The organism is Natrinema soli (assembly GCF_028618695.1).
Genome location: NZ_JAQIVI010000318.1, coordinates 18,105 through 36,825, shown reverse-complemented (window position 1 = coordinate 36,825; position 18,721 = coordinate 18,105). Strand labels below are relative to the sequence as shown.

The following is an 18,721-nucleotide window of genomic DNA, read 5'->3' as shown; positions in this document are numbered from 1 at the left end:
CGGCGATGCCGGTATTCGCGTGTGCAATGGGACGGAGACGACTCACTTCCCCTTCGGAGCGGACTCGGTCGCCGGGGACAGTCTGGTGAGCAGGGAGCTCTTGTCCCGGAGATTGAGGTACAGGCTCTCGGCGACATCCATGCTCGTCGACGATCGCTTTGCCGAATAGTAGGTCCTGATCTCGGGACTGAACTTCGCCTTCCAGGTGTTGAGTCGCGGCGTGTTCGCTCCGACGAGTTCGTAGGTTTCGATCCCGCGATCGATCGCATCGCGCATCATGTGCCACTCGAGCACCTCGTTCGCGGGGAAGTCAGTGTCGGGGATCGCGCCGCCCTGCCAGCGGTGTGCGGTCCCGTCGTCCTCGAGGATGAGACAACCTGTCACGGGCTCGCCGTCGATCGAAAGGAGGTACGGCCGAACCGCACCGTCCGGAAGGCGTTCGGAGAGCTCGAGCGCGAAGTCGACGGTGAAATGGGGCGTCCGATCCTGCTCTTCGTACCGTTCGGTCACCCGGTCGACGATCCACTCGACGGCGTCGGGACCGCCGACGTCGACGGTGTACTCCTCGTCCAAGTGATCCCGAATGCGCCGGCGGGGACTCGAACTGAACCGACCGATGAGTTCCTCCTCGCTGGGTCGATCATCGAGCGGAAGGACGTACGTGTACGCGGGCGAGACGTCGAAGTCGTTCCAGACGAACGGGCGACTGTCGTCGTAGTTCCAGTCGGTCTCGACGTACGTGTAGTGAGGGTCGATCTCGTCGTCGATCCACTCGAGACAGCTCTCGACGAAGCGGGCGTGGCGTTTCTCCCGCTTTCGCTGCTTCAGTTTTGCCATGTTCAACAACGCGGGACCGAGCGTGGGAATGCCGAGTTCGTACGGCGGGGAGAACGCCAGCGTGACCGGGCCGCTGTTCAGTTCGAAGACGGGGAAGATCCCGACCGGTTCCTGCCCCTTATACCCGATTAGCGGATACAGCGTCCCACCGGAGTGATTCCGCATACATTCGAGCGCACCGTACCGGTGAAAGACCGTTCCTTGGGGGGATCGTTCGACGTATTGATCCCACGTGTCCTGTTCTGACGGATCAGCTGTCGAAACTGTAATACTCATTGTTGGTCAGCATATCGTTGCGACGGATGGTCCGTTCGCCGCAAGCGAGACTCCCGCCGTACTTGGAGTTATATCCGCTTTGTAATGTCAGCCATACGCGGACGTAGTAGCGGAACACGGGCCGAAACAGGTTGGTTCAGCGATCAGCACGGGAATCGGCGACTCGAGACAAGCGATTACTGGGACGGTCGCGGCCGACGTCGTTCATCACCGCCGATCGACTGTCCGTCTCTGTGGGGCGCGATAGCAACCGGGTGAGCAGCGCGGGTTTGATTCGGTAAGCAGCTGCTACCTACACGAAATACAGAAATTAAAAATACCATTCTTATCTCGCCATTTCGAATCCATAGAATACAATTATAAAAAGAATATATTGAAAATGTGGTTAAATATAAACGGAAAGTTTACCCTGGTAAGATCTTATTACCCACCGTATATGGCACGCGAACTTCCGGACCCGGATGACTCGTCATCTGGTGTTGCAGACGATCCCGAAACTGAGACGATCAATCGGCGCTCCTATCTGAAACTCGCCGGCGGAGCAGCGGCGGCGCTCGGCACGTCCGCGGGCGTCTCGAGCGCTGCGCCAGACGATGTTTCCGAGGGGATGGAACTGATCGACCTCGATTACGGGCAGTACAGTACTCCGTCGGACGTGTACGACGTCAACGACAACCGGAGCGGCATCCGGCCGGAGTTCGTTTCCTCGCCGACCAACGGCACCGAGCGGGCGTTGCGAACGGAGTTCTCGAGCGCCCAGAAGACGGCGAACCTCGAGTATCGGTTCGAAGAAAACGGATACGACATGCCCAGCGAGGTGTATACGCGATTCGATATTTACCCTGACGGGATCCAACTCGAGGCGAACGACACCGTCCGCATCTTCTGGCTGCCACTCACGAACGGGACCGGATCGTCCGGCGGCGACGCAACCGACGGCACGAACGGCTGGTCGAACGCGATCGGGTTCGCCAACCGCAACGACTCGCCGGCACCGGACGGCTACAACTTCTTCAGTTACAGCTACCACATGGACCGGAGCGGCTCGGGGGAGTTCCAAATGACGAGCGCCCCCATCTGGATGGACCAGTGGAACGAGGTCGAGGGCTACGTCCGGTGTAACACCGTTTCCAACGGGCGGGCTAACCGGGACGGCGTCATGCGCTACTGGGTCAACGGGGAGCTCGCCTTCGAGCGCACCGGGATGCGCTTTACCACGAGCGACAGCAACCAGATCGAGGGCGTCGGTCCGCTGGGCTACGTCGTCGGGTCGAACCTCTCGGGCGGCGCGCTGGTTTACGACAACCACGAGATCGCGATCGGTGGGGTCCCGGGGGACAGGGACGACTCGCCGTCGTACGACGACGATCCGAATCTGGTCGAACCCGGCGAGCGGGACCAGTACGACGAACTGTTCACCTACAGAAACGTCGATCGAGAGGCCGAGTATCGCGTGTACGTCGACGGCGACATCGTCCAGTCCGACTGGGGCCAGGCGACGTACAACGACACGGTCGAAATTGCCACCGACGAGTACGCCGTCGTCGAGGCCGTCGCGGAACCCGAAACGGTCGACGGCTACTTCTTCGACGGCGAGATCGTCGCCATCTCCGCCGATCCGAGCCCGTCCGAGCTGTGGGTCTCGGGCGAGCGAATCGATCCGGACGACTATCCGGACACGCCCGCAGACGAAGCCGACGCGGGAGACGAACCGCTCGAGAACGTCATCCTCGTCGACGGCCTCGGGACGACCGGAACCAGCGAGTACGAGTTCGAGGTCGGCGGAGCTGTCGAGAAAGCGACGATCGGGGGCGCGTCGATCAGTGACGAGGACGGCATTGAAGCCGGCCACGTCACCGGCTCGGTCGCCGGCTGGCGAGACGCCTTCCGCTTCTCCGGCGACCTCGAGCAACTGACCGTCGACGGAGCGGCTCGCGTGCTGATCGACGGCGAGCCCGTGGATCCGGCGGAGTACGGCGACGAACTCCCCAATCTCCTCACGATCGTCGGCAACGGTACCGAGACGAGCTACGAGGCGACCGTCGACGCGGCGATCGATACCGTGCTCGGCGACGCGTCGGCGTCGGAAGCCGAACTCCTCTCGAGCAGCACCGTTTCGGGAACCATCGACCGAGGCGTCCACCGCTTCCGATTCGCCGGCGACCTCGTCGACTTCTCGTTCGAAGCGGGAGAGACTCACGTGTACGTGGGCGATCAGCGGATCGATCCCGCCGACTACGACAGCGGGACGCTCCGACCCCCGAACGCGATCGTCATCGACGGAACCGAGGCGGACGGCCGCTCCGAGTACTCGTTCGCCGTCGACGGCGACGTGATCAAGTCGACCTACCGCGACGCGACCATCGATCCCACCGACGCCCTCGAGGGAACGTCCGTGGACGGGACCGTCGCCGACGGCGAACTCGACGCCTACTGGTTCGACGGGGATATCGACGACTTCTCGCTGCTGGGCGACGCCAGCGTGAACGTCTACCACGACCTCCGAGACGCCGACGAATAGCGAACCGGGTCCCGCGGCTCTCGTGGCGTAGTGTCCCACCGAAACCGACACGTTCCTCGCTGGTTCCGCGAGTAATCTGTTTTTTCCCACCGCCCAATCAAATATTTACGATTCAGTAAAGAATAGGAGAATGTACCGATAATTATAGAAATATTACTATACAGTCTCCACTTCAGTACGCTAATGAGTAATAAAGGCTTATAATCGTATGTTCTCGTTTCCCAGTTGCATGACGAGCGATCAATCGGAACTCGACCGCGGTCGATCGGCCGACAGTGACGAGCGGCGCAGCGCCGCCACGCTGACGCTCGGGCGCCGATCCTATCTCTCGACGGCCGGATCGGCGGCCGCCGCACTCGGACTCTCCGGACTCGCGAGCGCGACAGCCGATGTGGCTTCCGATGGAGAGTCGATCACCGTCGACTACGACGAGTATCGCGATCCGAGTGCCGTCTACGACGTCAACGACGTTCGGGGAAGTCACACGCCGGAATTCGTGGCGGACCGAGCGGCGACGGGCGACAACTCGCTCCATCTGGCATTCACGGGCGATCAGAAGATCGCCAACTGCGAGTACCGATTCCCGGAGCACATCGGCGACTACCAGGACGAGGTGTACACCCGATTCAAACTCTATCCGGAGAACTTCGACCTCAATCAGGACGACACGATCAGGATCTTCTGGGCCCCGCTGACGAACGGAACCGGTTCCTCGGGCGGCGGCGCAACCGACGGTACCAACGGCTGGTCGAACGCGATCGGCTTCGCCAACCGCAACGACTCGCCCGCGCCCGACGGCTACAAGTTCTTCAGTTACTGCTACCACCTCGATAACTCCGGTTCGGGCGACTTCCAGATGACGGACGCCGTCGTGAATATGGACGAGTGGAACGAGATCGAGGCCCACGTGAAGGTCAACTCCTACGAGAACGGAACGGCGAACCCCGACGGGATCATGCGCTACTGGATCAACGGTGAACTCGCGTTCGAGAACACCGAGATGCGCTTCACCAAGAGCGACGACAACCGGATCGAAGGCGTCGGGCCGATGGGCTACGTCGTCGGCAACGGCACCGGCTCGCTCTACTACGACGACCACGATATCTGTCTCAATATGGGTCGCGAAGAGGCTCGCGCGGCGCTCGAGAACTAACGCAGCAACTACCGCGATACCGTCACTGTGAGACGGCCGGTTGACGGGTAATCGGTTGTTTCCCAGTCGGAACGGTCCGGCCGTCCCTCGGTACTATCCGTCGGGCGGCCCCTCGGCCCGCTACTGCGATTGCTTGACACTGCCCACCACTTCGATTTAGTAACACTGCCCATCACGGCGTCGCCGCCACGAACTGCTCGTAACACTCGCCGGGCGGCCCGACCCAGGCGCCCATCGCCTTCGCTTCTCGAATCGTCCGTTCGTAGAGCGTTCGGTACCCCTCGAACTCGTCGGCGTTGAAGTATCGCGGGTGCCAGAGGACGGTCATGACCGCGTCGTGTTCGCGGGCCACCGAGAGCAGTCGACGACACTCGCGCCACGCCGCATCGAGCGAGGGCGTGTTCGAGCGCAGATCGATCTCCATTATCGTGAGCGGGAACACGACGAAGTCGTCGTCGAACGGGCGGACGACGTCGTACTGGCCGTCGAACCCGTACGTCGGGCTCGCTCTGTAGCTGGCGTCGTAGCGCAACCCGATCGATCGGTGGTGCTCCCACGTGTCGGGCTCGATCGTGTTGAGATAGTGCTGTCTCCCCCCGCGAATCGAATGCCCGAGGACGTCCTCGAGCGCGTCCTTCTCGTCTCGAAGCCGTTCGCGGTCGTCGTACGAGTCGTAGGAGCCGTGCAGGCCGACCTCCCAGCCGCCGTCGTCGAGCGTCCGGATGGCATCGACGATTTCCGGATCCCTCACGTCGTAGCGGCCGGTGTACAGCATCCAGCTGCGGGGATCGAGCCAGTCGGACGGCGGCTGCTCCCAGATACGTTTCTCGTTGAGGAAGTACCACGCCGACCGGACGTCGAGCTCGTCTTCGAGCGCCATGACCTCCTCGAACTGCCAGTACGGTCGCTCGTCGGTCACGAGCGATCGCAAGTGGGACGGATCGCGTTCGGTGACGGCGTAGTACGGCGACTGAAACGTCTTGTACACCCGATCGACGTCGTGGGTCAGACAGAGCGCGAACTCGTAGTCGCCGCTGTCGAACGATTGCGCCGCCATCATCGACCGGTCACCCGCTCGACGGTGTCGACGACGAACGACGTGGTGTCGACGGTCTCCTCGAGGAGTCGCTGTCGGCGGCGCTCCCACGTCGATGCGTCGGTAGCCAGTAGCCCCCGAGCGGCGTCGGCGATCGCGTCCGGGCCGGTTTCCTGCGAGCGTCGCTGCAGCAATCCGTACCGTGTCTCGAGTTCCTCGAGAACGCCCGCATCGAGATCCGACACGTACAGCGAGGGCGTTCCGAGGACGGCGCTCTCGATGGCCATCGTCGCGCTCTCGCCCAGGAACAGATCGGCGTAGGCGAGCAGATCGTGCATCCGTTCCGCCGGCAGGTCGAACCGCCGGTCTGCCACCGCGGGCGGCAGGTCGCCTTCGGCCGACACGAGGACGGTCGCGCCGGCGTCCTCGAGTTCGGTAACGAGGTGCTCGATTCCGCCCATGCCCTGCCGTCCGAAGTCGTGGGCGGCGTTCCACGATACCAGACGGAGGACGACAAGCGAGTCGTCGCCAGCGCCATCAGTTGCGGTCTCCGAACCGGCATCCGGGACGGCCCCGGGGGCGGCCTTCGGGACAGCCGCTGGAGCGTTCGACTGCGCCTCGAGCTCGGTGAGCACCGTCGGGTCGGGCGTGAACCGATCCGGATGGAGGTACGCCAGTTCGTGGTAGCCGTCGTAACGGTACTGAGCGGCCTCGAGGTCGTCTCGAAACGCTCGCGGCGTACAGACGAGATCCGCGAACGGGAACGCGAGCGCGTTCTGCAGGGTCGCGTGTTCGGTGTCGGTAAACAGCACGCTGTGCCCGTCGACGAACGAGGACGCGTGTGCGACTGCCGGTTCGCCGATCGCGAGCAAGACGGCGGGATCCAGTCGCCGGATGCGTTTCAGGATGCGGTACTCGTAGACCGCCTGCACTTTCGCGAGTTCGAGCGGTGAGTCGGCGGTCCCCGCCAGCACCTCGTGCTCGATTCCGTAGGCCTCGAGGAGTTCGCGGGTCACGTCCTTGTCGCGCGCGTAGACGGACACGTCGTAGCCGCGTCCCTCGAGGATGGCCACGGCGTTCCTGAAGAAGTGGACGTGGGCCGGGTGCTGGATCGTGATTACGACGCTGTCGCGATCAGTCATGGAGCTGGACCTCTCGGGACTCGTTGACCTGCATGTCGAACAACATTGCGAACAGCAGGAACAGGCTCCCGGTGATAAACAGGAGGATACTCAACGAGCCGCGAACGAAGAGCGGGTACGCCAGCATCAGCCAGGCGTACAGCGACCACAGGAGACCGGCGACGGCGACGCCACAGATCGACGCGCCGAAGAGGTAGAACAGGGCGAGCGGATGGAAGTCGAGGACGAGATATCGAGTTTTGAGTCGCCAGAAGAAGTTCCGGAGGAGCATTCCCGATACTTTCCGGATATATGTTGGGTACTTGATACTCGATTCCTCGTCACCGTAGACGGCCGGCATCGCGACGTCCGCGACCCGCATCCCGCGGGCGTTGAGCTTCACCAGGAGGTCGTTACAGTAGCCGTAGTACTCGTACATCTCTTCGACCCCGACGTTCTCGAGCGCGTGATAGGAGATGGCCGTATACCCGTTCTGGGGATCCATCGTCTTCCAGTAGCCGGAGGCGATCTTCGTGAGGAAGGTCAGGATCGAGTTTCCGAAGAATCGCCACCGCGACATCCCCTGTCTGTACTCCTGGTGGAGGAGGCGATTGCCCTTCGTGTAATCCGCCTCGCCCTCGACGATCGGATCGAGAAACCGCGGCAGGATGCCGGGGTCCATCTGGCCGTCGCCGCCCATCACCGCCGTGATGTCGATCTTGTCTTCGAGCGCCTCGAGGTAGCCGGTCTTGATCGCGCCGCCGACGCCGCGGTTCGTCTCGTGACGGATCGGAACGACGCGCCGATCGAAAATCGGCCCGCCGTCGGTCGCAGCGGTCGTCGGCTCGTCGCCACGGATCGCCGGCTCCCCGTCGACCGTGGCGGGCGGCGTGTCATCGCCTCGCGCCTCCTCGTTCAGTTTCTCTGCAGTCCGACGGATCTCGTCCCACGTTCCGTCGGACGACGTGTCGTCGACGGCGTAGATCCGATCGACGTAGTCGGGCATCGTCTCGAGGACCTCGCCGACGAACCCTTCCTCGTTGTATGCCGGAACGACGACGCCGATAGTCTGCTGCCTATACATCGATCTCGAACTCCGTTCGAAACGATCGCCCGAAGAGAGTGCTCGGTCGCTGCGACTTCCCCTTCTCCGATCGATCGCGCTCCCCCTGACCCGCCGCCTTCGCGTGTCGCTGACCGGAGAATCGGCCGGTGACTGTGAGTACAGACGAGAAACCTCGATGACCGTCGGTCACCTTCTCCATGATTCGAACACAGCACTATCGTCACAGAGTACAGGTATTCGTTATTTCACTCGTACAGTTTGTTCAGTCTGCGTAACATCGATCCGGAGCGAGACCGACGTTCTCGATATTATATATATAATACACAGATAAAACACCTCATTTCAACATTCGAACTGCTGATTTCGAGCCCGTCGTTCCGTGCCACGCCGCTGAGACGGTGGTACCGTTGCTGACAGCGATCACTGCTAGCTGCGTCCCTTTTCTCGTAGTCGGAATTACGTTCGGTCACGGTACTCTCTTGGTTGCGGATCGATACGGACGAAAAACGCCGGCCGATCAACGGTAACCGTCCCACAACGAGCTACTATTCGTCCCATACAGCAGGTGAAGCTGTCCGGGGCCACGTTGTTTGAGCCGCCAAATCCGTTTCATCACTTGCTCGTTCGAACAGCGGACGGTGACCGACCTATGCCTATATATTCCTCGAGTGACGTTTCAGCATGTAATGGGATGGCAGCACACGATCTACGCCTATCCGATCCTGTTTGCGACCGCCGTCTCGCTCGGTCTGGGGGCGTACGCCATCAGGAGCCGACGCGGGCACGGCCACAACCCGGTGCTTCTCGTATTCGGGACGATGAACGTTGCAGTGGCTATCTGGACCGGCTTTTCGGCGATTAAACTCCTGAGTACGACCCCGGAAGTGAAGTTTCAGCTGTATAGACTGCTGTACGTCGGGAGCGAGTTGATCGCCCCGTTGCTCCTCCTCTTTGCGCTCGCGTACACCGATCGGACGGGCTGGCTGCGTCGCCGCGTCGTCGTCGGATTGTTCGTCGTGCCGATCGCGTTCCTGTTGCTCCTCTTTACGAATCCGTACGATCTCGTTATCGTCGAAACGCGGATCATTGAGATCGACGGGTTAATCGTCTGGCGGGCGGAAAACGGCCCTGCATACGTCGTCCTCAGTTACGTGTACGTGTTGACTCTCGCACTGCTCGCGCTTGGAATTATCGCCCACGAAGCCGTCCGGCTAGGCCGTTCCTATCTCCCACAGGCCGCGCTGCTGGCGATCGCCATCGTCACGCCGATGACCGCGAGTTTCCTCACCTCGGCCGGCGTGCCACCGTTCAACCACGACGGTGTCAACCTCGTGCCCGCCACGGCAGCAGTTTCGTCCATCGCCCTCGGAATCGCGACGTTCAGGTACCAACTCCTGGATCTCCCGCCGATCGCGTACTCGACCGTCGTCGAACGCTCTCCGGACGGCGTCCTCGTTCTCGACTCGGCCGAGCGAATCGTTCACGCGAACGAGACCGCGTACTCGCTGCTCGGACTGTCGGGATCCATCGTCGGCCGACCGGCCGATACTGAACTGTCGGCGCTCGACGTGACTACCCCGTCGAGTCGGACGGTCGAGGTCTCCTCGGACTCCGGCCGAACGGAGTATCTCAACGTGCGGTCCCAACCGCTCCGACGACACGACGATGTCGTCGGATGGGTACTCGTCCTCAGAGACGTCACCGAACGACGGCGGCGGGAACGCGAACTCGAGGCGTTCACCGGGGCGATTTCCCACGATCTTCGGGCACCGCTACGAACGACGGAGGACTACCTTCGCCTGCTCGACGAGTCGCTCGAGGAGACGGCCGACGAGGACTGCGAGGAACTGATCGCGGTCGCACGGCGAAACAATCGACGGATGCAGGAGATGATCTCCGGGTTGTTACAGTACTCTCGGATCGGACCTTCGGCGGCAGCCTTCGACTCGGTCGACTGCGATCGGGTCGTCTCGGAGGTCCATGAGGCGCTCCGGTTCGAGATCGAGGAGCGAAACGCGACCGTCGTCGTCGGGGATCTGCCGACCGTTTCGGGCGCCGAACACCTGCTCCGGCGACTGTTCCAGAATCTACTGGAGAACGCACTGACGCACTCCGATAGCGGGTCGCCAGAGATTCGCGTTACGGCGAGTCGACGAGGCGACGGGTGGCGGTTCCGCGTCCGCGACGACGGCGGCGGGATCGAACCGGAGGAACTCGATCGGGTCTTCGATCTCTTCACGCAGGGGTCCGGCACCGACCCCGAGTCGGGCACCGGGATGGGGCTCGCGATCTGCAGAAAAATCGTCGAACAACACGGCGGGACGATCGACATCGATTCGGAACCCGGGGAGGGTACCGAGATCGCGTTCACGATTCCCGACGGTGAACGGGCGCGAACGCTGGAGTCGTAGTGAGGGTGACTCGCGGACCGCCAGCCCCTGCGACCGGTCGTGCGCGGTCGGCTTCGCTACGATCGGCGGACCCGCTCGAACGTCGTCGTCACCGTCGTTCCGGCGGCGTGAGTGTCTTCGACCGCGATCTCGCCGTCGACGTCCTCGATAACGGTCGTGACGAGATACAGTCCGATCCCCATCCTCGCTCCGTCCTCGTATCGGGAGGACGGGTCGACGAGCAGTTCCCGCTGAGCGTCGGGAATCCGAACCCCGTCGCCGGCGATCGCCACCGATGCCCGGTCGTTCGACGCGTCGACGCGCACGCTCACGGCCGACGACTCCCGGCGTGCGAGATCGACGACCGTCGACAGGAGGTTCGTGAACGCCGACTCGAGCATCGGCGTGCCGTAGACCGTCATCGGGTCGTCGACGGCGTCGGTTCGTTCGATCGAGATCGGGACGTCGGACTCCCGTCGGACTCGCGTGACCGCCGCGTCGAGTACCGCGTTTAGATCGCGGGGCTCGCGTTGCAGATCGTCCGGCGACAGGACGTCCATCAGGCCAGCGGACGTGTCCGTGAGTTCGACGAGGTGCTCGGCCGCGTCGAGCAACGCCTCGAGGGCCGTTTCGTCGCTCGAGTCGATTCGGTCCCGAAGCTGGTCGCCCCGACCGACGATCATACTCACGTCGTTTCGGATGTCCGTTCTGATGATCCGATTCAACAGTGCGAGCCGATGGTTTCGGTCGAGGAGTTCGCGCTGATTCCGCTTTCGTTCGATGGCGTACCGGAGCGTGCGAACCAGCACCGCCGCGGTGATCGATCCCTTGACCAGATACTCCTCAGCGCCTCGCTGGATCGCCTCGACGCCGATTTCGGTCTCGTCGTGCCCGGTCAGCACCACGATCGGCACCGCCGGCGCGTGCTCGACCATCCGATCGACCGTCTCGAGCCCCGAGCTGTCGGGCAGCATGAGATCGAGGAGGATCGCGTCGGGCGTCCGTTGCTGCACTCGCTCGAGCCCGTCGACGAGGCGATCGACGTGATCGAGTTCGTCGATCACGATCGGGCCCGTCGTCTCTCGGGGTTCGGTTTCCGACTGGTAGTTGACCACCAGCCGCTGGACGAACCGGGCGTCGTCCGGGTTATCCTCGACCAGCAGAAGGTCTACGCCACGTTCGTCTCCGGCAGTCATAACCCCGTTCGCGTGACTCGAGTGGGGAGCCTCCGCGAGGCGATCGAAACTCGTGTGCGAAAGCGGGTAACGAATGTCCGACTATGCCGTTGTCGAACCATTATCTGACACCATGTAGATTTTCATGACTGTTTTCTCAGGCAATAATTTTATAGCTAGGGGTGAAACGAGCAGTATGGGCCGACCACGGGTCGATGTCTCGGCCGATGCCCGCGTGGCACTCGACGTCCTGTCGTTGCTCTCGAATAAATGGCATCCGGTCGTCGTCGTCGCGCTGACCCACCACGGCCCAAGCGGGTTCAACGATCTCCTGGACGTGATCCCCGACATCTCGGGGAAGGTCCTCTCCGAGACGCTCGAGACGCTCGTCGAGGCGAATCTGGTCGAGCGGACCGTCATCAGCGAGTCTCCGCTTCGGGTCGAGTACGGGCTCACGAGCGCTGGAGAAGAGATGGAACCGATCTTCGAGGCGCTTTCCGAGTGGGGGACGCGCCACCTCGAGACGAACGCGCCGACGGTCCTGATCGCGGACGGTGACCGGCGGCTTCTGGACATGTACGGCGAGTGGCTGAGCGACCAGTACGAGGTAGTGCGCGCGCCCGACGGACGAGCGCTCGAATCCGCGCTCGAAGACGGTCCGGCCGTCGTCGTCTTCGAACTGGGACTTCCGGGAGCGGCTCCCGACGACGTGATCGAATCGGTCGGCGACCGCCGTCGGACGATCGCGCTCGTCGGTGACCGGCCGACGTTCGATCTCCTCGCGCTCGAGTGCGACGACGTGCTCCGGAAACCGATCGTTCGGGAGACCGCGCTCGAGGCGATCGAGACGCAGTTAGCGCGGATCGATGAACCCGACGAACAGCGTGAACGGGCGTCGCTCACCGCCAAACTGTCGCTGTTTCGGTCCGTGTACTCCCGAGAGACGCTCGAACCGAATCCGCGGTACGTCGAGGCTCGTTCTCGGCTCGAATCCCTCGACGCGGCGGTCGACGAGTGACGCGGGATCGTCCCCTTGGACGAACCGACCGGCGGTTTTCGTGATGGTCGTTTCGCTCGTATCGGTTCGTCTCACCGGTGGCTCTCCACCTGTGCTCGGCCCGGATTCGTCCACTCCGTTTTTCGAGACACTATCGGGGACGATATGTTCGGCGAAGTAACTTACTTCGGACTCACCTTGGAGCTTACGGGCTGGTTAGCTTGCGTTTAGTATGCTTCGGTTCGTGTGACTGTCACGAGGGAATGGGAAAATGGCACGTTCACATCTCGAGCCAGTGACGGAGCGATCTCAGGACGGGGAATCGGGGGGCCGAACCGAGTCGACGACCGACGATCGAAAGACGAGCGGAGACGCGTCGACGGCATCGAGCCATACGGCGGAGCGATCGCCGACACTGCCAGTCGACGACGTGTTCGAAATTCTGTCCAATCGTCGGCGTCGACACACGATCACGTATCTGAACGAAAACGGGACCGAACCGGTTCCGATCCGCGAGCTCGCCGCCTCCGTCGCCGCTCGCGAGAACGACACCTCGGTTCAGGACGTGACGTACAAGGAGCGAAAGCGAGTGTACACGTCTCTCCACCAGTTGCATCTGGAGAAGATGGACGGTCTGGGTATTATCGAGTACGACAGGGACAGAGGACTGATCGAACGGACGGAGACGACCGATCGGTTCGGGACGTATCTCGACTCGGTCGCCGCTGACGGTATCGCGTGGAACAACGTCTCCCTCGCGGTCGCGGCCTGCTGTCTGGTCGGTGTCGGTATCGCCTGGTCCGGGGTGGTACCGAGCGTTTCCCGCGCCGGATTCGCCGTCGCGTTCCTCGTCGCAGCCGTCTTCGCACTCGTCTCGAGCGCCCACGCCGTCGACGCGCATCGAGAGCGGTGACGAACGAAGCTCGCTCGTCTAGTAGCCACTGCAAGTCACTGCACACCCGATCGCCCGGCGGGAGCGCGGTTCGGAGCGAAGCGCGGTTCGGAGCGAAGCGCGGTTCGGAGCGATGCGCGGTTCGGAGCGAACAGTGTGAGCGAGAACCGCGAGACGCGAACGGTGAGTGAAACGAGCCGTGAGCGAACACAGTGAGCGAGAACCGCGGACTGTGCGATCGGATGTGACTCCTTGCAGTTGGTACTCTAACGTCGGAACGGGCTGCGTTGCTCGAGAATCGATGTACCGGTACGTCGGTGAGAGCCGCGCCAGTGTTTCAGCGGGGGCCTACGATCGAAGCACTCGCAGTAGCGACCCGCGTTTCTGCCAGAGTTGATAGCCCGTCGAGAGCCCGAAGAGAACGAGAAACGCGACCCCCCAGAGGAGCGGATCGACGATCGCCACGCCGGGCACCTCCCCCAGGGACGCGACGACGGCGAAGAGACCGACGACGCCGAGCGACCGGTAGTATTCGGCCCAGCTGAGGCCGATCGGGGTCTCGACTTCCATGTACAGCGAGATGTGACGCGCCCCGTCTCGAGCCGTGACGATCTTTCGATCATCGTCGTACTCGACGACCCCGAGCTTGTCCAGCCGTGGGAGGTGCGTTTGATGGAGCGAGTTGTAGACGCTTTCGCGGACGTTTCGTGGGGCCGGAGACGTGCCCGACTCCGCCGACGCGACCCGCTCCGAGAGTTCGCGCACCGTGATCGAACCGCCCGCCCCCCTGAGTTGCTCGAGCGCCTCGCGACGGCGCGCGCTGCTCAACACCTGATGAATCTCCCGTTCCGGAACTGCGAGTGTTCTCGATAACATCTGTCGACATCCCTCCCCGCTATTGGGGAGAGTGAATCCGGGATCCGTATGTATGAGCGATATACCGGATCACAGGACTGTGTTGCCGGTCGTGACTGCGCACCCGCGCTCGAGTATACCGAGTATACTCCATCGAGTCGGTCGGCCGTCGGCGGGCGCGAAAACGGAGCCGTCGCCGTCGGTCGTCGCCCGGTTCGGACCGTCTGAATCGGAATAACGACCGATTCGATCGAGCAAACCGCTCGTTCGCGACGGCGAACCCGGGATAGAACGCCTCGAACCCCTCGTTGAGTGGTATCGAACCGGCTCATAGATAAGGGGTGTACAGATGTGGAATAAATCGCCCCCTCCGGACCGGATCGACGGAATCGATCGCGGACACCGGACGGGGAAACCAACCATGACGGACAAACAGATACACTCGCTGTCCAGGCGGCAACTCCTCGGTAGCGTCGGCGCGATCGGCGTCGCATCCGCGGGGGCCGGCCTCGGCACGACCGCATACTTCAGCGACGAGGAATCGTTCGACGACAACACGCTCACCGCCGGCGAGCTCGACTTGCTCGTCGACTACGAACTGTCCTACGATCAGGGAAGCGCAGGCTCCGGCGGGACGAGCGGAACCATCAACGGCGACGTACAGGTCGTCGACGAAAACGGCGACGACGTCGCGGAGGGCGATGCGGTCTCGCTCACGCTCGACGACGTCAAGCCTGGTGATAGCGGCGGGGCAGAGTTCTGTTTCCGGATCATCGACAACCCCGCGTACCTGTGGCTCAACGGCGAGCTGACCGCCAACGACGAGAACGGGTACACGGAACCGGAACCCGAGACCGAGAGCGACGGGGACGTCAACGATCCCGGCGAATCGGACGGAACCGGCGAACTCGCGGACAGCATCGAAGTCGCACTCTACTACGAGGGCGATGATCCGGCCGATAACGCGATCGTCGAGGGAACGCTCACCGAGGTGCTCGCCGCGGCGTCGAACGGCGTGTTGCTCGACGGCGACGGCTCTTACGGCGTCGAAGCGGGGGAACAAGCACCGTTCGACGGCGGCGAAGATGCGGAGAATCCCTGCCTGTACGTCGACTGGGAGATTCCGGTCGAGGTCGGCAACGAGATCCAGACCGACCTGGTCGAGTTCGAGTTCAGCTTCTACGCGGAGCAGTCGCGTCACAACGACGGCACGAACAACCCGTACAGTAGCTGATCGAACCGCGTCCGAATCACACACCACTTCACCCACGTGACGGACCGAGCGCCTGCTCGGCAGGCTGCTCTGGCCGATGACGGCCGTTGCGGCGGTTCGACTCCGCCGGTGGGCTTCCCCTATCGGGGAGAGACGAACCATGACAGAAGACAAATACGGTCTGTCGCGGCGCCAGCTCCTGGGCGGACTCGGCGCGATCGGAGTCACATCAGCCGGTGTCGGCCTCGGCACGACCGCGTACTTTAGCGACGATGAAATGTTCGGAAACAACAGTCTCGCATCGGGAGAGCTCGATCTCCTGCTCGACTACAAGACCACGTACCACGGCGGCCCAGGCCGTCTGGAGGACGTTCGGGAGATGGGATACGACGATGCGATGGAACTCGAGGGCGAAGCCGGGACGTACCTCCTCGACGAGGTACCCGACACCGGCGATATCGAGAACTGGGACGAGTACGTCCAGGCAAACGGGTTCTGTGACGAAGACGCCCGTGAGATGCTGGTCAACGGTGAGGAGGTCGCACCGATTCATCTCGAGGACGTCAAACCCGGAGACTCCGGCTGCCTGTCGACGAGTCTCCACCTCTGTTCCAGTCCGGGGTACATCTGGATGAACGGCGAACTGGTGGCGGACGACGACAACGGGGTGACCGAACCGAAATCGGCGGTCGACGATACCGGCGGCGAGGGCGAAGGCGACCTCGCCGACGCCGTCGAAACTCGCGTCTGGTACGACGAGAACTGTGACTGCGAACTGGACTGGGAGGGAGCGGACGGCGGCGAGATCGACGTCGTCCTCGTCCTCGACCGGTCCGGATCGATGTCCGGATCGATGAGCGCGATGACGGACGCGGCGAACGGACTCATCGACGAACTGGGCAGCAGTGCGAACGTCGGTCTCATCAGTTACTCGACCAGCGCGTCGCTCGGTCAGGAGTTGACCGGCAGCCACGGCGACGTCCAATCGGCGATCAACGGCCTGTCGTCGAGCGGGCAGACCCATATCGTGGACGGCGTGGAGACGGCCCGAAACGAACTGCTCAACGGCTCGAACGCTCGCAGCGGAGCCGACAAGATCATGGTCGTGATGTCCGACGGAGAACACAACCAGAGCGGCGATCCCGCCGACGCTGCGGACGACGCCAAAAGCGACGGTATCGAACTCTACACCGTCGGGTTCGGGTCGGCGGACGCCTCGACGTTACAGTCCATGGCGAGCGATCCGTGGGACGTCCACTACTTCGACGCTGCGGACGACGACGAACTGATCGACGCCTTCAGTCAGATCGGTCAGGCCATCGCCGGCGAACGAGTCATCTTCGAAGGGACGCTCGCGGAACTCATGGGACTCCTCGAGACGGACCTCGGAATCCCGCTCGATGGCGACCGGGAAACGGAGTACGACGAGATCGAGGCGGGCGCACCCGCGGCCGGCGACGGCGAGGGTCGTGCGTGCTTCGCACCGGGCGTGACGACGTGCGTCAGTCTCGAGTGGGAACTACCGGTCGACGTCGGAAACGAGGTCCAGACCGATTCGGTCGCGTTCGATGTCGGATTCTACGGCGAGCAGTGCCGACACAACGACGGTGCCGGATCGACGGCGGATTGACCGACGGTGAGGTCCGCTCGATGAGCGGCCTTTGGGGTCGGTGTCCCGCCGGTCTGTTTCCGTTATCGACCCGGTCTACTCGGTATACGCACCGGTATAGGAATCATACATATCGGGTAGTGGTACCCAGAGACCCGATGAGAACGACACCGAATCGATGGAAAGTGATCCATGTACGAGACGATCGAACGGCGGAGACGACGTGGTCCGATGAGCGGCGACGAGCTGCTCGTGAGTACCGACGAGGCGACTCTACTGCCGATCGGGACGAAACGGGAACGATCCGAATCGATCTCGAACAACTGTAACGCGGTCGGTAGTCGCCGCGACGGACGGGGGACGGAGAACCATGACCGATAAGCGAGCGTCCGATTCCGATACCGACGGAGCCGACGATCGGGGGAATGACGGGGACACCGATCGAGAAAACGACGATCCCGGAAATCGAGGATTCGTTTCCCGCAGACGACTTCTTTCCGCACTCGGCGCTGCCGGAGCGACCGGAATCGGAACCGGAGTCGCCGCGGAGCAGTTCCTGGGCGATACCGAGCGGGCCGGGATCGACCTCGAGGCCGGAGCGTTCGACTTGCAGGTCCACTGGGATGTCCTCGAGGGGCCCAGGCCGGGGCGCAGTGGTAACAGCGACGGAGCGGTCCGGATTCCGATCGAGTACGACGCCGATCACCGGAGCGGTGTCGTCCGACTCCGCGTGGCTCACACCGCAGTCGAGGGGAACAACCCGGCGGCGATCTGGCTCCGGGGGTCGTGTCCCGAATCGCTCGGAACGCTCGGAGAAGTCGCGACGGTCACGCTTTCGTTCGCCGACTGCGACACCGGTGAGCCGACTCGGCTCCTGACGAGCGGATCCATGCGCGACGTCTTCGAGGATCTCACGACGGGGCTCGCCCTCGACGGGGCTCCAGAATCCGACGATACGGACTGCTTGCAGCCGGACGCGCCGGTGTGCCTCCGCCTCGAGTGGGACTTCGAGGGCTACGTCGGCGGTGAGTCGGCGACCGTCTCGCTCGCGGCGATCGGTAGTCAATGTCGCCACGACGGGCAGACCTCCCCGCCGTTTTCGCCGGGATCCGGCTGCCCGCCAGCCGATTCGTGTCCGTGCTGTCTCGACATCGGGAAACTCGAACTCGAGGCGGGCGGCCCATCCGGGATCGGGAAGAATGCGATCGAACCGGGCACCTACTCGTTTACCGAGGGGACCGCCGAGTACGAGCTGCGAGTGACGGACACCGAATCGAAGGGGAGCAGCGAGACGGTCGCGATGGCGTTCGAACTCGTCTCCGACGACGGCGTGTCGGCTCCGAACCTCTGTCGCGTCGACGTCGCCGGCGGTCCTGGATCGGGTCCGGGTCCCGGGACGAAAACGTACAGACTCTGGAGCGATGGTCCGTCCGGCGCCTCGACGAGTGTCCTGACGGATGCGTCAGGCGGACTGTTGTTCGCCCAACACCGGACCGGAGCGAGTAGCGACCCGAACGACTATCATGCGATCAGTCACGCGACGGTCGCGATCTGCGCGGCCGACGGGAGGTGCGACTGAA

At 62.9% G+C, this 18,721-nt stretch carries 15 protein-coding genes; 9 read left to right on the top strand and 6 right to left on the bottom strand.

What is annotated here, in order from left to right; all coding sequences use genetic code 11:
• Nucleotides 1-42: 42 nt before the first annotated feature.
• Nucleotides 43-1,002 carry a GNAT family N-acetyltransferase gene (locus PGX04_RS19110; protein WP_337959480.1) on the bottom strand — a complete coding sequence of 320 codons (960 nt, stop codon included), beginning with the start codon at nucleotides 1,000-1,002 and terminating at the stop codon, nucleotides 43-45.
• Nucleotides 1,003-1,549: 547 nt separating this feature from the next.
• Here PGX04_RS19110 and PGX04_RS19105 point away from each other — a divergent pair.
• Together PGX04_RS19105 and PGX04_RS19100 are read left to right on the top strand one after the other, a co-directional pair.
• Nucleotides 1,550-3,634 carry a hypothetical protein gene (locus tag PGX04_RS19105; protein ID WP_273739963.1) on the top strand — a complete coding sequence of 695 codons (2,085 nt, stop codon included), beginning with the start codon at nucleotides 1,550-1,552 and terminating at the stop codon, nucleotides 3,632-3,634.
• A 229-nt stretch (nucleotides 3,635-3,863) separates the two neighbouring features.
• A complete protein-coding gene (locus tag PGX04_RS19100) occupies nucleotides 3,864-4,787 on the top strand; it encodes a hypothetical protein (protein ID WP_273739962.1) in 924 nt (307 codons plus the stop codon).
• Between the two features lie 172 nt (nucleotides 4,788-4,959).
• On the opposite strand, the gene PGX04_RS19095 is transcribed toward PGX04_RS19100, so the two are convergent.
• The 3 genes from PGX04_RS19095 to PGX04_RS19085 are packed head-to-tail and all read right to left on the bottom strand — an operon-like array spanning nucleotide 4,960 to nucleotide 8,028.
• Nucleotides 4,960-5,844, bottom strand: coding sequence for a polysaccharide deacetylase family protein (locus PGX04_RS19095; RefSeq protein ID WP_273739961.1), 885 nt, complete (start codon nucleotides 5,842-5,844; stop codon nucleotides 4,960-4,962).
• Nucleotides 5,844-6,965 (bottom strand): DUF354 domain-containing protein, encoded by a 1,122-nt coding sequence (locus tag PGX04_RS19090; RefSeq protein WP_273739959.1) that lies wholly within the window; start codon nucleotides 6,963-6,965, stop codon nucleotides 5,844-5,846. The genes PGX04_RS19095 and PGX04_RS19090 overlap by 1 nt, the downstream gene beginning before the upstream one ends.
• Nucleotides 6,958-8,028 (bottom strand): glycosyltransferase family 2 protein, encoded by a 1,071-nt coding sequence (locus PGX04_RS19085; RefSeq protein WP_273739958.1) that lies wholly within the window; start codon nucleotides 8,026-8,028, stop codon nucleotides 6,958-6,960. The genes PGX04_RS19090 and PGX04_RS19085 overlap by 8 nt, the downstream gene beginning before the upstream one ends.
• 668 nt (nucleotides 8,029-8,696) lie before the next feature.
• Between PGX04_RS19085 and PGX04_RS19080 the strand changes: the two genes are divergently transcribed.
• Nucleotides 8,697-10,421, top strand: a complete 1,725-nt coding sequence (locus PGX04_RS19080; protein WP_273739957.1) for a histidine kinase N-terminal 7TM domain-containing protein — start codon at nucleotides 8,697-8,699, stop codon at nucleotides 10,419-10,421.
• Nucleotides 10,422-10,477: 56 nt separating this feature from the next.
• Here the strand turns inward: PGX04_RS19080 and PGX04_RS19075 are convergent, their stop codons facing one another.
• Nucleotides 10,478-11,596 (bottom strand): hybrid sensor histidine kinase/response regulator, encoded by a 1,119-nt coding sequence (locus tag PGX04_RS19075; RefSeq protein ID WP_273739956.1) that lies wholly within the window; start codon nucleotides 11,594-11,596, stop codon nucleotides 10,478-10,480.
• Nucleotides 11,597-11,771: 175 nt separating this feature from the next.
• On the opposite strand from PGX04_RS19075, the gene PGX04_RS19070 reads away from it, so the two are divergent.
• Both PGX04_RS19070 and PGX04_RS19065 read left to right on the top strand, forming a co-directional pair.
• Entirely contained in the window at nucleotides 11,772-12,593 is an 822-nt protein-coding gene (locus PGX04_RS19070; RefSeq protein WP_273739955.1) for a winged helix-turn-helix transcriptional regulator, read from the top strand.
• 250 nt (nucleotides 12,594-12,843) lie between these two features.
• Entirely contained in the window at nucleotides 12,844-13,485 is a 642-nt protein-coding gene (locus tag PGX04_RS19065) for a DUF7344 domain-containing protein (protein WP_273739954.1), read from the top strand.
• Nucleotides 13,486-13,812: 327 nt separating this feature from the next.
• On the opposite strand, the gene PGX04_RS19060 is transcribed toward PGX04_RS19065, so the two are convergent.
• Complete coding sequence (locus PGX04_RS19060; RefSeq protein ID WP_273739953.1) at nucleotides 13,813-14,340, bottom strand: DUF7344 domain-containing protein; 528 nt, start codon at nucleotides 14,338-14,340, stop codon at nucleotides 13,813-13,815.
• Between the two features lie 400 nt (nucleotides 14,341-14,740).
• Between PGX04_RS19060 and PGX04_RS19055 the strand changes: the two genes are divergently transcribed.
• The 4 genes from PGX04_RS19055 to PGX04_RS19040 all read left to right on the top strand — a co-directional run bounded on the left by PGX04_RS19055 (nucleotide 14,741) and on the right by PGX04_RS19040 (nucleotide 18,720).
• Nucleotides 14,741-15,553, top strand: coding sequence for a SipW-dependent-type signal peptide-containing protein (locus tag PGX04_RS19055; RefSeq protein ID WP_273739952.1), 813 nt, complete (start codon nucleotides 14,741-14,743; stop codon nucleotides 15,551-15,553).
• Nucleotides 15,554-15,692: 139 nt separating this feature from the next.
• Entirely contained in the window at nucleotides 15,693-17,162 is a 1,470-nt protein-coding gene (locus PGX04_RS19050) for a vWA domain-containing protein (RefSeq protein WP_273739951.1), read from the top strand.
• Nucleotides 17,163-17,372: 210 nt separating this feature from the next.
• On the top strand, nucleotides 17,373-17,522 hold the full coding sequence (locus PGX04_RS19045) for a hypothetical protein (protein WP_273739950.1): 150 nt from the start codon (nucleotides 17,373-17,375) through the stop codon (nucleotides 17,520-17,522).
• Complete coding sequence (locus PGX04_RS19040) at nucleotides 17,512-18,720, top strand: hypothetical protein (RefSeq protein WP_273739949.1); 1,209 nt, start codon at nucleotides 17,512-17,514, stop codon at nucleotides 18,718-18,720. Before PGX04_RS19045 ends, PGX04_RS19040 begins: the two co-directional genes overlap by 11 nt.
• Nucleotide 18,721 lies beyond the last annotated feature (1 nt).